Origin of the sequence: Gemmatirosa kalamazoonensis (assembly GCF_000522985.1) — a bacterium.
Lineage (GTDB): Bacteria > Gemmatimonadota > Gemmatimonadetes > Gemmatimonadales > Gemmatimonadaceae > Gemmatirosa > Gemmatirosa kalamazoonensis.
Genome location: NZ_CP007128.1, coordinates 2764130 through 2777328, shown reverse-complemented (window position 1 = coordinate 2777328; position 13199 = coordinate 2764130). Strand labels below are relative to the sequence as shown.

12 protein-coding genes are annotated in these 13199 nt (G+C 72.8%); 2 read left to right on the top strand and 10 right to left on the bottom strand.

The window, feature by feature from the left end; all coding sequences use genetic code 11:
* Positions 1-162: 162 nt before the first annotated feature.
* The 4 genes from J421_RS32745 to J421_RS11895 are packed head-to-tail and all read right to left on the bottom strand — an operon-like array spanning position 163 to position 5506.
* Complete coding sequence (locus J421_RS32745) at positions 163-1221, bottom strand: serine hydrolase domain-containing protein (protein ID WP_025411401.1); 1059 nt, start codon at positions 1219-1221, stop codon at positions 163-165.
* Positions 1209-3851 (bottom strand): TonB-dependent receptor, encoded by a 2643-nt coding sequence (locus J421_RS11905; protein WP_025411400.1) that lies wholly within the window; start codon positions 3849-3851, stop codon positions 1209-1211. The genes J421_RS32745 and J421_RS11905 overlap by 13 nt, the downstream gene beginning before the upstream one ends.
* The gene (locus tag J421_RS11900; RefSeq protein ID WP_104022542.1) at positions 3851-4897 is read right to left on the bottom strand and encodes a FecR family protein; all 1047 of its coding nucleotides are present in this window, start codon (positions 4895-4897) and stop codon (positions 3851-3853) included. The genes J421_RS11905 and J421_RS11900 overlap by 1 nt, the downstream gene beginning before the upstream one ends.
* A 51-nt stretch (positions 4898-4948) precedes the next feature.
* Positions 4949-5506: an RNA polymerase sigma-70 factor gene (locus J421_RS11895; RefSeq protein WP_158508760.1), complete on the bottom strand. Its 558-nt coding sequence runs from the start codon at positions 5504-5506 to the stop codon at positions 4949-4951.
* Between the two features lie 160 nt (positions 5507-5666).
* Here J421_RS11895 and lpdA point away from each other — a divergent pair, with 160 nt between their 5' ends.
* Positions 5667-7088: a dihydrolipoyl dehydrogenase gene (gene lpdA, locus J421_RS11890; protein ID WP_025411399.1), complete on the top strand. Its 1422-nt coding sequence runs from the start codon at positions 5667-5669 to the stop codon at positions 7086-7088.
* 86 nt (positions 7089-7174) lie between these two features.
* On the opposite strand, the gene J421_RS32080 is transcribed toward lpdA, so the two are convergent.
* The 4 genes from J421_RS32080 to J421_RS11870 all read right to left on the bottom strand — a co-directional run bounded on the left by J421_RS32080 (position 7175) and on the right by J421_RS11870 (position 9802).
* A complete protein-coding gene (locus tag J421_RS32080; protein WP_148306276.1) occupies positions 7175-7486 on the bottom strand; it encodes a hypothetical protein in 312 nt (103 codons plus the stop codon).
* A gap of 147 nt (positions 7487-7633) precedes the next feature.
* The gene (locus tag J421_RS11880) at positions 7634-8050 is read right to left on the bottom strand and encodes a hypothetical protein (protein ID WP_025411397.1); all 417 of its coding nucleotides are present in this window, start codon (positions 8048-8050) and stop codon (positions 7634-7636) included.
* On the bottom strand, positions 8050-8616 hold the full coding sequence (locus J421_RS11875; RefSeq protein WP_025411396.1) for an RNA polymerase sigma factor: 567 nt from the start codon (positions 8614-8616) through the stop codon (positions 8050-8052). The genes J421_RS11880 and J421_RS11875 overlap by 1 nt, the downstream gene beginning before the upstream one ends.
* A gap of 148 nt (positions 8617-8764) precedes the next feature.
* Positions 8765-9802, bottom strand: coding sequence for a CaiB/BaiF CoA transferase family protein (locus tag J421_RS11870; RefSeq protein ID WP_236646245.1), 1038 nt, complete (start codon positions 9800-9802; stop codon positions 8765-8767).
* Positions 9803-10064: 262 nt separating this feature from the next.
* On the opposite strand from J421_RS11870, the gene J421_RS33620 reads away from it, so the two are divergent.
* Positions 10065-10829, top strand: a complete 765-nt coding sequence (locus tag J421_RS33620; protein WP_025411394.1) for a hypothetical protein — start codon at positions 10065-10067, stop codon at positions 10827-10829.
* Positions 10830-10832: 3 nt separating this feature from the next.
* On the opposite strand, the gene otsB is transcribed toward J421_RS33620, so the two are convergent.
* Together otsB and J421_RS11855 are read right to left on the bottom strand one after the other, a co-directional pair.
* The gene (otsB, locus tag J421_RS11860) at positions 10833-11618 is read right to left on the bottom strand and encodes a trehalose-phosphatase (protein WP_025411393.1); all 786 of its coding nucleotides are present in this window, start codon (positions 11616-11618) and stop codon (positions 10833-10835) included.
* Between the two features lie 8 nt (positions 11619-11626).
* A complete protein-coding gene (locus J421_RS11855) occupies positions 11627-13183 on the bottom strand; it encodes an alpha,alpha-trehalose-phosphate synthase (UDP-forming) (RefSeq protein ID WP_158508758.1) in 1557 nt (518 codons plus the stop codon).
* Positions 13184-13199: the final 16 nt, after the last annotated feature.

Here is a 13199-nt window from a genome sequence, read left to right as displayed (position 1 = left end):
TCGTTCGCCCGGCGGGCGGAGGTCCAGCGCCCCACCGCGGGGCGCCGACGCCACGCGTGAGAGGCAGCGCGCGTACCCGTCGTCTCGGCCACTCTGACAGCGCCGGCGGCGGTCCGCCGGTCGCGGCGACAGACACCGTCGTCAAAATGACAACCGCGCCGGTCAGGGCAGCGGCGCCGACCCGAGCACGAACGCGTCGAGGAACTCGGTGGCCCACGGGTCGCCGTCGAGGCGCCCGTCGCCGAGGGCGTACGGGCGCGAGAGCGCGTCGGTGTTCGCCAGCACGACGAGCGTCAGCCCGCGATCCGGCACCTTCACGATGAGCGCCGAGATCGCGGTCCAGTATCCGTAGTGCCAGATCACCCGCACGCCCCGGTACCGCGTGCTGAACCATCCGAGCGCGTACGGCAGTGTGTCGCCCGCCGGCGTGACCGTGGGCGCGAACGCGAGCGCGCGCATCGCCGGCGAGAGCAGCTCACCGCGGTCGAGCGCGATCGAGAAGCGCGCGACGTCGACGGCCGATGCGACCAGCCCCGCCGCCGTGCTGAACGACGCCGGGTACTCGGTCGGGACCGCGCGCCCGTCCGACGAGTAGCCGCGCGCCAGCGTGGCCTGCACGAGCGCCGGGCTCGCGATCGACGCGGCGAACGACGGCGATAGCGGGTTGGGCGCCGTGTGCGTGACGCCGATCCTCCGCAGCACCCGCTCGGCCACCGCCTCGGCGAACGGCCGGCCGTCGGCGCGCGCGATCACCGAGTCGAGGAGGCTGAAGCGCGCCCCGTTGTAGCGGTAGGCGGTGCCGGGCGTGCCCTCCGACGTGTGGCTCATCAGGTGCCGCACGCGTACGACCCCGGGTCCGGCGAGCACGATGCCGTACTTCGACACCGGATCGTCGAGCGAGATCCTCCCCTCGGCCACGAGCTGCAGCAGCACGGTGGACGCGTACGGCTTCGTGAGCGACGCGAGGTGATAGAGCGTCGTGTCGGTCGCCGCGCGGCCCGTCGCGAGGTCGGCCACGCCGAAGCCGCGCGCCCACGCCACGCGGCCGTCGCGCGCGATCGCGCCCGATACCGCGGGGATCTGCGCCGACGCGCGCAGCGCGTCCACGCGCCCCTCGAACTCGGCGAGCGACGCGGCGGGCGTGGCGGGCTGCGTCGGCACGGTGCCGCGGCACCCCGCGAGGCCAACCGCGACGGCGAGCGCCGACTTCAGAACTCCCACGCGACCCCCAGCGTCGGGATGCGCGGCACCTGGTGGCTGGTGCCCTGCTGGAACGTCGCGTTCGTGCCGCGGAAGTCGACGTTCGTGTAGAGGCTGCGCTCGTTCTGGGTGCCTAACAGGTTGAACACCTCCGCGAACATCGACACGCGGCCCCGGCGGGTATCGAAGTAGCGGGTCCAGCGCACGTCCACCCGGTGGTAGGCGGGCAGTCGCACCGACGCGAGCGCGCCCGCGCTCCACCGCGTCCAGACGTCGAACCCGTTCGCCCGGTACACCGTGTCGAGCTGCACCGACTGGGGCGTGGCGGGCGAGCCGGAATGCCACAGCCCCGCGACCGTTAGGCGCCAGCGGTTCGTGAGCGGGTGCACGGACCAGTCGCCGCGCAGCGTGTGGCGCTGGTCCACCGGGCGCGGCACGTCGCGGCCGTCCAACACGTCGACGGCCGACGCGAGCGCGTAGCTCGCGGACCAGTCGAACCGCGCCCCGTCGTCGCGCGACACGAACAGCTCCACGCCGCGCGCGCGCGCCGCGCTCGGCGCGATCAGCACGCGGTCGTAGCCGACCTCGGGGAACGCGTCGATGTCGCCGACCACGTTCACCCAGCGCGGCCGCACGGTGCCGAGGCGGCGGTCGTAGCCCTCCACGCGCAGACGCATCTGCTTCGGCAGCGTCTGGTCGATGCCGAGCACTCGCTGCGTCGCACGCTCGATCGGCCCGAAGTCCAGGGCGCCGTCGCCGGCCTGCAGCCCGAACAGCGCCTGCGCCTGCGAGTACCGGCCCCACGCCGCGCGGACCGTCGTGCCGGTGCGCAGCGTCCACGAGAGATTCACGCGGGGGTTGATCGCGCGGTCGCGCTCCCACGTCGCGCCGTCGTCGCGCACGCCGACCTCCGCGAGCAGCCCGTCGCGCGCACGCATGCGGGCCGAGACGTACGCGCCGTAACGCGTGCCGTCGGGCGCGACGGCCGACACCGTGCTGTCGTACACGAAGCGCACGTCGGTGTGCGTCGCGTCCACGCGGTAATCGCGCCGCCAGTCCAGGTAGTCGTACGTCGCGGATTCGCGCCGCACGTCGCCGCCCCACCGCAGCATCGCCCACGGCGCCACGTCGAGCGTCCAGTCCTGTCGCGCGCCTAACGCGTGGTGCGTCCGCCGGTCGGCCACGCTCGCCAGCGCCTCGCGCCGGCTGCTGAAGTCGAGTCCCCCGCGCCGCCAGCTCAGCGACGACGTCGAGAGCACGGTACGCGCGCGCAGCCGGTCGCCGACGCCGTCGTCCCACGTGAGCCACGCATAGCCGCTGCGGTACCTGCTCCGCACCGCGCTGTCGGTGGAGTCCACGAAGTTGAGATCGTCCGCGGCCCAGAGCCCGTGCACGGCGACGCGCCCGCCCCACGGCAGATCGTACTGCGCCTTCGCGAACGCGTCACCGTAGCGCGGCTTGAACCCGTCCGTGGCGTCCGTGAACTTCATCGCGAGGTCCACGTAGCCGCGGCGCGCGGAGAGCACCCACCCTCCGCGCCCTTTCGCGAACCCGCCATCGGCGTTCACCCGCGCGTTCGTGATGCTGAGCCCCGCCGAGACGTGCGTGCGATCCGTGCGCGGCTCGATCGAGCGCATGGTGAGCACGCCGGTCAGCCGATCGCCGATCTCCGCCGAGAAGCCGCCGCTCGTCAGGTCGACGCCGCCGATCGCTTTCACGTCGACGATGGACAGCGCGTTGTCGAGCTCCTTCAGGTGAAACGGCTCGATCAGCTCCATGCCGTCGAGCGACACGTACAGCTCGTCCTGCGGGGCCCCACGCAGATGGAATTGCGCGGTGAGGTCGTTCCCCGCGATGCCGGGCAGGCGCGTGATCGCGCGGAAGATGTCCTCGCCGATCTGCGGCGCGCCCTCGAGCTGCTGGCGCGTCATGGTCTGCTGCGCGCCCACCGTCGGCTGCATCAGCCCGAAGTGGCCGGGCGTCACGACGACCGACGACAGCGGCACGGGCGCGCGCGGCATCGCGACGTCGATCGCGCTCGCCTCCGCGTCGTCGACCACGACGTGCGGCACGCGCGCCGGCCGGAAGCCGATCTGCGCGACCGAGAGCACGTAGTCGCCGGCCGGCACGCGACCGAGCGTGAACCGGCCGTCGTCGCGCGAGACCGTCGCGTAGCGCGTGCCGACGAGCTCCACGCGCGCGCCGGCGAGCGGCGCCCCGGATGCCGAGTCACGCACCGCGCCGCCCACCGCGGCGCCGCCGCTCGATCGCGGCCGCGGCGCGATCACCACCTGCCCCGTCGGCGACACGAGCGCGCGCAGCCCGCTCCCGTCGAGCACGCGCACGATCACCGCCGCGGCGCTCGCCCGCGTCTCGCGAACGCTCACCCGCCGGTCGAGCCCCGGTGCGCTGCGGTCGAACACGAGCCCGATGCCGGCCTCGCGGCCGATCGCCTCGAGCGCGGCGGCGAGCGTCACGTCGCGCAGCACGAGCGTCACCGGCACCGCGACGGCGGCCGGCGGCGCGTCCGCGCGCAGCGGCGAGAACGTCGTCTCGCGTTGCGCGCTCGTCCCCTGCGCGCCGACGGTGCTCGCGAGGCACGCCACGGTCGCGATGACGCAGCCGATCATGGAACGGATCGCGTTAGGCATCAGCGCACCTCCGCCGCGTGGAACGTCACGACGCGGCCCTGGCGCTCGTAGCGCGCGCCGAGGGCGAGCGCGAGCGCGTCGAGCATCTCGCCCGCGGGCTGGTCGCGGAAGCGCGCCACGACCGGGCGCGCGCCTAACGCGCCGTCGGCCAGCCGGATCGTGAGGTCGTACCGCCGCTCGAGCCGCGGCAGCGCGTCGCGCAGCGGCTCGCCGTCGAGCACGAGCACGCCCGTGGTCCACGCGAGGTAGCGCTCGTCGGCCGGCGCGCGCGACACGGTGAGCGTGCCGTCGTGCGACAGACGCCCGAGCTGACCTGCGCCGAGCACCGCGGAGTCGCCGCGCGCCGTCGTGTCACGCCGCAGCCCGACGCGTCCCTCCGCCACCATCACGTCGACGCGCGCGAGCTCGGGGTACGCGCGCACGACGAACCGCGTGCCGAGGTCTTCGGCCACGCCGCCCAGCGCGTGCACGCGGAACGGGCGCGCCGCGTCGTGCTTCACCTCGAAGTAGCCCTCGCCGTCGAGCCACGCCTCGCGCTTCGCGCCCGGCGCGCCGTAGTCGTCCGCGTAGCGCAGCCGGCTGCCGGCGTTCAGCACGACGTGCGTACCGTCGGCCAACCGCACGTCCGCTCGGCTCCCGCGCGGCGCGACGAGCTCGCGCGTCGGCGCGCTCGCCACGGTCGGCGCGACGGCGTCCCGCGAGCCCGCGACGCGCCACACCGCCGCGCTCCCGACGACGAGCACCGCGGCGGCGGCCGCCCGCCCCACCCACGCGAGGCGGCGCGGCGCCGGACGCGCGCCGCCGCGCTCCACGCGCAGCGTGCGCGGCGCGTCGGTCGCCAGCGTCGTGCGGTTCGCCACGCGCGCCCACGCGGCGTCGACGTGCCACGCGCGCTCCCGCGACGTCGCGCGGGCGCGCAGCGCCTCCAGCCACGCCGCGCGCGCGGGATCGGCCGCGGTCCACTCGCCCAGCGCGCTTTCGTCGTCGGGCGTGGCCTCGCCGGCGAGCCAGCGGTCGACGATCGACGGATCGGGTTCTCGGGTCATGGCCTCATGACAGCCGGCGTCGCCGAAACCCCACACCGTCGGCGCGAACGATCATCGGAGCAGCCCTCGCAGCGCCTTCAGGCCGCGCGCGAGCTGGTTCTCCACGCCCTTCGGCGAGATGCCCATGATCTCCGCGATCTCCGCGTAGCCGAGCTGCTCGCGCCAGCGCAGGCGCATGACGAGCCGGCACCGCTCGGGGAGCGACTCCATCGCGGCGTCCAGCCGCGCGTGCAGCTCGGCCGCCTCGAGCGCGGCGTCGGCGCGCGGCGGGTCTTGGTGGAGCGCGTGGACCTCGGCCGTCGCCTCCTGCTCGCTCCAGTCCCGCTCCAGCGCGTCGCGCTTGCGCAGATTCAGCGCGCGGTTGCGCACCGCGGTGAACAGGTACGCGCGCACGCTCGACAGCGGCGTCCACGTGTCGCGCCGCGCCCACAGGTCGGCGAACAGGTCCTGCACGAGCTCCTCGGCGACGGCGGCCGAGCCGACGTATCGCTCGGCGAAGCCGCACAGCGGGCCGTAATGGGCGCGGAACAGCGCCTCGAACGCCGCGGCGTCGCCCGCGCGGACGCGGGCCACGGGATCGAGCGCGTGCTGGTGCGCGGGAGTCTCCACGCGGCGGGGGGGGGCGCGGTGGACGGACGGTGGGAATCCCACTTTGAGCCGTCGCGGCGAACGGCGCCAGCGGAATACCCCCGAGCCGCGACTCCGGATCACCCCCTCCCCCCCTCGACTACCTTTCGGTCGCACCTCCATTCCCGAATCGAGAAACGCAATGGCCAACGGTCAGCAGCAGGCCGACGTCGTCGTGATCGGCGGGGGCCCGGGTGGATACGTCGCGGCGATCCGCTGCGCGCAGCTCGGGCTCTCCACCGTGTGCGTCGAGATGGACAAGACGCTCGGCGGCACGTGCGTCAACGTCGGCTGCATTCCTTCGAAGGCGCTCCTGCAGTCGTCGGAGCACTACGAGTTCATCACGCAGCACGCGAAGGAGCACGGACTGAACGTCGGCGGGGTCACGGTGGACCTCGCCCAGATGATGAAGCGCAAGGACGACGTCGTCGGGCAGAACACGAAGGGCGTCGAGTTCCTGTTCAAGAAGAACAAGGTCACGTGGGCGAAGGGGCGCGGCACGCTGCGCCAGGCCGGCGCCGCCGGGAACCTCGTCGACGTCGCCGGCGCCGACGGCACGACCACGACGTACGCGGCGAAGAACGTCATCCTCGCGACGGGCTCCGTTCCGGTGGAGCTGCCGTTCCTCAAGTTCGACGAGGAGCGCGTGCTGTCGAACGTCGGCGCGCTGAAGATCCCGCAGGTGCCGAGGCATCTCGTCGTCATCGGCGGCGGCGTGATCGGCCTCGAGCTCGGATCCGTGTGGCGCCGGCTCGGCGCGAAGGTCACCGTCGTCGAGCTGATGCCGACGATCCTCCCCGGCAACGACGAGGAGGTCATCAAGGAGGCCGCGCGCGTCCTGTCGAAGCAGGGGCTCGAGCTGCGCGCCGGCACGCGCGTCACCGGGGCCGACCGGAAGGGCGACACGGTCGTCGTGCACGTCGACAAGGAAGGCAAGGCGGAGAGCCTCGAGGCCGACTACGTGCTCGTCTCGGTCGGCCGCAAGCCGGCGCTGTTAGGCGTCGACGCGGGCAAGCTCGGGATCACGCTCGGCACGCGCGGCGAGATCGTCGTCGACGACCAGATGCGTACGTCGGTGCCGACCGTGTACGCGATCGGCGACGCGGTGGGCGGCAAGCTGCTCGCGCACAAGGCGGAGGACGAGGGCGTCATCGCCGCCGAGGTGATCGCGGGCAAGCCGGTGCACATGCACTACCACTCGATGCCGTCGGTCGTCTACACGTGGCCCGAGATCGCGACCGTGGGTCTCGCCGAGCACGAGGTGAAGGCGAGCGGTCGCGCCTACAAGACGGGCAAGTTCCCGTTCTCGGCGAACGGCCGCGCGCGCACGATGGGCGAGACGAGCGGCTTCGTGAAGTTCATCGCCGACGCGGAGACCGACGAGCTGTTAGGCTGCCACATGATCGGCCCGAACGTCTCGGAGCTGATCCAGGAAGTCGTGCTCGCGTTCGAGTACCGCGGCGCGTCCGAGGACATCGGCGTCACCGTGCACTCGCACCCGACGCTGTCGGAAACGGTGAAGGAGGCGGCGCTGGCCGTCCTCGGACGGGCGATTCACTTCTAGGGCAAGAGGGCAGGAGGGCACGAAACGAGGGCAGGAGAGATTCGGACTCTCCTGCCCTCCTGCGCTCCTGCCCTCCTGCCCTCGTCTTACGGCTTGCCGCAGCGCTCGCGGCTCTTCCCGCACTTCGCGTCCATCAACTGCTCGCGGCGCCACAGATCGTCGCCGTGCGTGTCGTCGGCCCGCGCGTAGTCGCGCGCGACCGCGTGCACGGAGTAGCCGGGGCCACCGCGATCGATCGAGCCGGCCGACGTGTACGTCGTGCGGTGCATCCTGGAGCTCTTCTTCATCGTGCTCTTGGCCACAGGCTTCGCATCGCTCTGGGCCGGAGTCCTCTCCTGAGCGCCGGCGAAGCTCGCGAAGGCCGCGACGGCGAGAACGCTGAGCAGGTGTCGCTTCATGGGTGTCGCTCCTGGGTCGGTGTGGCGCCGCCACGGCGCCGCCCAGCCATAGAGCAACCCCCCTGCCACGACGAAAGGCCGGCCTCAACCGAGGCCGGCCCGGGCGTGCCGAGCGTCACGGCGGGGCGTCGCCGCCCCACCGTCACGTCACTTCAGGAGCGTCCCGACGACGATGCCGAGCGCCAGGAGCGCCGCCGCGGCGACCATCGCCCCGGTGGCGTTCAGCGCCACGGAGCGCTTCCAGAACGACACCGGCTCGACCGGCGCCGCCTGCGGGATCGCGGCCATGATGCGGTCCAGCACCGGCGACGGGGTGACCATGCGGCGCCGCCGCTCGGCCTCCTCGTTGATCCGCTGCCAGAGCTCCACGTCGTGCACGTCCGCACGGCGCGCGGCGGTCTCGGTGATCTCGCCGTCGAGCCACTGCTGAACGGCCAGCGCCGGGTGCCCGCCCTCGAGCGGCACCTCCCGGTCGGCCATCGGCGCGTTCCGCGACGTGTTCCCGATCTCGGGGAGGCGCACGTCGTCCGACCCGCCGTCGGAGTGGTACAGGTTGTCGGCCATCAGGCGTATTTCTCCTCCAGGAGAGCTTGGAGCGCCTCGCGCGCCCTATGCACGCGCATCTTCAAGGCGCCGACTGTCGTGCCCAGCAGGTCAGCCATCTCCTCGTACGACCGCCCCTCGACGTGCTTCATCACGAAGGCCTCGCGAAGACTCGGCGCCAGCGAGCCGAGTGCCCGGTCCAGATCACTCCGCAACTCCGTGCGATCGAGGTCTTCGTCCGGTGTCGCGTACGCTGACGGCTGGTCGTCCTCGTCGTAGCTGACGTGGGTGCGGCGGATGTTCTTCAGCCAATCCTTGCACCCATTCGCGACGATCCGGAACAGCCAGGCGTCGAAGCGCCCACGTACCTCGGCGAGGTGGTTGTACGCCTTGATGAACGACTGTTGGAGGATGTCTTCCGCCACGTCCGGACTGCCGGTCATCCCCAACGCATGCCGGTACAGCGGGTCGCTGTATCGGTGAATCAGAGCCGAGAATGCTTCACGGTTTCCCGCGAGCACGCTCGTTATGACCTGCTGGTCCGCTTCCGACGGGTCGACGGCCGCCCCCGGTACCGTGGTATTCACGGCAGAGAGCTTAATCCATTGCCGTCGCTGTCGATAGCCCTGCTCGGGCACCCCGTGGCGAGGCCCTCCGAAGCATGGACGACGGGGCCTTGACAACGTAACAACGCGCCGAGCGCGGCTGCTACAGTTGCACCGCCGGGGCGTTCGGTCAACCCGAGCGGAACGCCTCCCAGCCCATCGCCCGGACCAGCGCGTCGTGCTCGCCCAGCCGCGGCGGCGGCCGGCGGACGGTGCCCGGAACGCTCGGCGCCACCCCGGTCAGCGGCGACGCGGCCGCGCCGTCGAGCGCCTCCCGTACCGACTTCACGACGCCCGCCGGCACCCCGGCCGCGTCGAGCCGCGCGAGCCACTCGGCCGCCGACCGCGACGCGACGCGCGCCTGCAGCATCGCGACCAGCTCCGCGCGGTGCGCCAGCCGCCCCGGGTTCGTGGCGAACCGCTCGTCGGCCGCGAGGTCCGGCAGGCCGAGCGCGGCGGCGCAGGCGCGCCACTGGCCGTCGTTTCCGACGGCGATCACGATCGGCCGGTCGGCGGCGTGGAACAGCTGGTACGGGACGAGGTTCGCGTGCGCGTTCCCCCATCGCGCGGCATCCCGGCCGCCGACGAGCACGTTCTGGGCGACGTTCACGAGCGCCGCGGTGGCGCTGGCGGCGAGCGACGCCCGCACGTGCCGGCGCTCCGGCGGCAGCTCCCCGCGCCCGCGGCCGACGAGCGCCGCGAGGATGCCGAGCGCGGCGTCCTTGCCGCACATGACGTCGACCACGGCGACGCCGGCCTTAATCGGCTCGCCGTCCGGCTCGCCGGTGATGGCCATCCAGCCGCTCTCCGCCTGCACCACGAAGTCGTAGCCCGGACGGCGGCTCCCTTCCCCGAAGCCCGAGATCGTGCACCAGACCAGCGCCGGGTGCGCGCGGAGCATCTCCGCGGCACCGAGCCCCCATCGCTCCAGCGTGCCGGCGCGGAAGTTCTCGACCACGACGTCCGCGCCGCCCATCCACTCATGGATCCGCGCCCGGTCGGCGTCGCTCGAGAGGTCGGCGGTGACGCCGAGCTTGTTGCGGTTGATGCTGAGGTAGTAGGCGCTCTCGCCCCGCGCGTCGAACGGCGGGCCCCACTCGCGGGTCTCGTCTCCCGAGCCGGGACGCTCGACCTTCAGCACGTCGGCGCCCAGATCCCCGAGAATCATCGTGCAGTAGGGACCCGCCAGGACGCGGCTCAGGTCCAGCACGCGGACGCCGTCTAGCAGCATGCTTCTTTCATGATGGCGTCATGGTGTCACGGCCGACGGCGCATGCGGCGCTGCGCACCGGACTCGTCCGAACTTGCGTAGAGCGTGACAAATCATATACTTACCGGCGCGAACTCAGATCGCGACGCCGCGCGCGGCGCGTGACCACAAGGTTGTCCTCACACTTCGATGGGGACCGACCCCAGCGGAGCAGCATATCATGGCGGAAAAGGCGCAGAGCATGGAAGAGACGCCGAAGGCCGAGGGCACGCCGACCCCGCCGAAGCGCGGACTCGGCCACCGGGGAGCCGATCCGCGGGACACCGCGGCCGAGCTGGCGGCACGTGCGCACGCGATCAGCCTAGAGGCAGGCAGCAAGATGGCCGGCGCGATGCGCGACGTGATTCATGCGGCGTCGGGCATCAGCGGCTTCGTGGTCGACAGCGCCCGCGACCTGCTCCAGTTCATGGTTCGCCGCGGTCAGATGGGGGCCGAGGAGGCCGACAAGCTGCTGCGCGAGGCCGAAGAGGCACACGCGCGCCGCGTGGCGGGCGGCTGGGAGCCCGCGGGCATGCCGCCGATGCCCGAGCCGCCGCCCCCGCCGCCGCCCGCGCCGGTCGCCGTCGCCCCGGTCGCGCCCGCACCGACGCCCACGCTCGTGCCGCCGACCCCCGCCCCCGAGCCGGCCGCCGCGGCAGCGCCCGCACCGGCGCCCGCCCCGAAGGCGCCGAAGCCCGCCGCGAAGGCCCCGGCGAAGCCCGTCCCGCACAAGGAGCCGGCGAAGCCCGCGAAGCCTGCCGCGAAGGCGCCCGCCAAGGCACCGGCGAAGGCCCCCGCGAAGGCGGCGCCCGCGAAGCCCGCCGCGAAAAGCGCGAAGGCCCCGGCGAAGTCCGGCTCCGCCGTGAAGGCGCCGGCGAAGGCCGCCTCGAAGGCGACCGCCAAGGCGCCGGCCAAGCCCGCGAAGAAGGCCGCGAAGAAGCGCTGACGGTCAGCCGAGCGACGCGAGTCGCTCGAGCAGCACGCGAACGGCGGCCGGGTCGTCCACGACGAACCTGGCCGCCGTTTCCGCGTCCGGTGGCCCCACCCGCACGGTGAACGCCTCCGGCGCTTCCGCGGCGAGCCGCCGGAACGCGTCCTCGTCGGTGACGTCGTCACCGGCGAACAGCACGCCGCGGCCGGACGCGGGTGCGCCGAACCGGCGGAGCAGCGCGAGCGCCGCCGTGCCCTTGTTCACGTCCGCAGGCGGGCGAAGCTCGAACACCTCCTTCCCCTCCCCACGCCGCAGCCCCTCGCGTGACGCGACCTCGGAGACGACGGACGTGATGTGGGGGAGCCGCGCGTGATCGGCGAGCCGGTAGTGCACGGCGAGGCTCCACCGCTTGAACTCGACGAGCACGCCCGGGATCGGCGCCAGCCGCTCGGTGAGCTCGGCCGCGGCGCGCGCGAGCGCCGCCTCGAAGGGCGCGACCGCCTCGTCCACGCGCACGCTCCCGTCGGGCTCGATGCGTTCGGCGCCGTGGTTGCCGACGACGAGCATGCCGTCGGCGTCCACCATGCCGCGCGCGTCGGACGCGACGCGGCCGGTGAGGATCGCCACCACGGTGTCGCGGCGTGTCGCGAGGCGACGCAGCGCGGCCCGCGTCTCGGCCGGCACGCGCGCGTCCTCGGGGCGCGGCGCGATCGGCGCCAGCGTGCCGTCGATGTCGAGCAGCACGACGAGCGGCGACGCGTCGGCGAGCGCAGCGAGGTCGTCGGCGCTCGGCGGACGGGCCACGGGCGCGCTCAGGCCGCCGAGGGCTCGGCCGACATCTGCGTCGAGCGCTCCGCGGCGGCCGGGCGCAGCTCCGTCGCCGACGACGCCAGCTCGTCGACGCGCGCGAGGATCGCCTCGAGCCAGTCGAAGATCGTCGCGCGGTGAAGCTGACGCCGCATACGCTGCATGCGGGCGCGGCGCTCCTCCGGCGGCATCGTCACCGCACGACGCAGCCCGGCCACGACGCCGTCGACATTGAACGGGTTGATGAGGATCGCGTCGTCGATCTCCGCCGCCGCGCCGGTGAAGCGGCTCAGCACGAGCACGCCCTGCTCGTCGACGTTGCAGGCGATGTACTCCTTCGCGACGAGGTTCATCCCGTCCTGGAGCGACGACACGAGGCACACGTCGCCCGCGCGATAGATGCTGGCGAGGCCGGCGGCGTCGACGTTCTCGTTGATCAGCACGATCGGCGTCCACCCGTCCTCGCCGAACTTGTCGTTGATCGCCTTCACGCCGGCGACGACCTCCTCCTCGAGCGTCTTGTACGAGCGCAGCTCCGAGCGCGACGGTGTGGCGACGACGACGAACGTGAGCTTGCGCCGCAGCTCCGGCGCCTCGGTCCACAGCTGGTCGAGCGCGCGCAGACGTTCCGGGATCCCCTTCGTGTAGTCGACGCGGTCCACCGACACGCCGAGAGAGCCACCGTCGGCCACGTACTTCTCGCGCAGCTCGGCGGCCTTCTGCGCGCCATCCGGGCCGCGCGCGAGCGACTCGTACTGCTCGACGTCGATGCTGATCGGGAAGACGCCGAGGCTGACGTCGCGGTCGCCGAGTCGGACGCGCTTCCCGTCGCGGTGCACGCGCGACTCGGGGACGAACTCGTCGACGCAATCGAGGAAGTTCTGCGCGTACCGGTCGGTGTGGAACTCGATCAGGTCGTTGCCGAGTAGCCCGCGCATGACGCCGGTGTACGCCGCGGTCGGCAGCAGCCGCAGGATGTCCGGCGGTGGAAACGGGATGTGCCAGAACTGGTGGATGAACGTCGGCCGCCGCTCGCCGGCGAGCCGCTGGCGCAGCAGCGACGGCACGAGCGCGAAGTGATAGTCCTGCACCCACACGACGGGCGCCTTCGGCGCGCGCCGCGCTTCCTCGGCGGCAGCATCGGCGAAGCGCTCGTTCACGGCGACGTATCGGTCCCAGTACTCCTGACGCATGTCGTAGTGCTGCAGGAGCATGTGGCACAGCGGCCAGAGCGCGCTGTTCGCGAAGCCGAGGTAGTAGCCGTCGACGTCGGCGTCGTCGAGCCAGACGCGGCGCAGCGTGTAGGCCGGGCTCTCGGGCGGCACCTGCAGGCGTCCGGTCTCGTCCGCCGTCTCACGGTCGGCGCTGCCGGAACCCCACGCGACCCACGTTCCGTGCGTGCAGCGCATGGTGGGATCGAGCGCCGAGACGAGACCGCCCGGAGGACGCCGCACCTTCACGTCGTCTCCGGCGGCGCCTTCCTCGTGGAAGTGCTCGTACGGCTCTCGATTCGAGACGAGGATGAGCGTGCGGCCGGCGAGATACTGGGACGTGTCGGGCATCATCCGCGTGGCGGGC

Excerpts from the sequence above, each read along its gene's own strand:
- J421_RS11900 (WP_104022542.1), bottom strand. The coding sequence starts at position 4,897 with ATGACCCGAGAACCCGATCCGTCGATCGTCGACCGCTGGCTCGCCGGC.
- J421_RS11905 (WP_025411400.1), bottom strand. The coding sequence starts at position 3,851 with ATGCCTAACGCGATCCGTTCCATGATCGGCTGCGTCATCGCGACCGTG.
- J421_RS32080 (WP_148306276.1), bottom strand. The coding sequence starts at position 7,486 with ATGAAGCGACACCTGCTCAGCGTTCTCGCCGTCGCGGCCTTCGCGAGC.
- J421_RS11870 (WP_236646245.1), bottom strand. The coding sequence starts at position 9,802 with ATGATTCTCGGGGATCTGGGCGCCGACGTGCTGAAGGTCGAGCGTCCC.
- lpdA (WP_025411399.1), top strand. The coding sequence starts at position 5,667 with ATGGCCAACGGTCAGCAGCAGGCCGACGTCGTCGTGATCGGCGGGGGC.
- J421_RS33620 (WP_025411394.1), top strand. The coding sequence starts at position 10,065 with ATGGCGGAAAAGGCGCAGAGCATGGAAGAGACGCCGAAGGCCGAGGGC.
- J421_RS11880 (WP_025411397.1), bottom strand. The coding sequence starts at position 8,050 with ATGGCCGACAACCTGTACCACTCCGACGGCGGGTCGGACGACGTGCGC.
- J421_RS11855 (WP_158508758.1), bottom strand. The coding sequence starts at position 13,183 with ATGCCCGACACGTCCCAGTATCTCGCCGGCCGCACGCTCATCCTCGTC.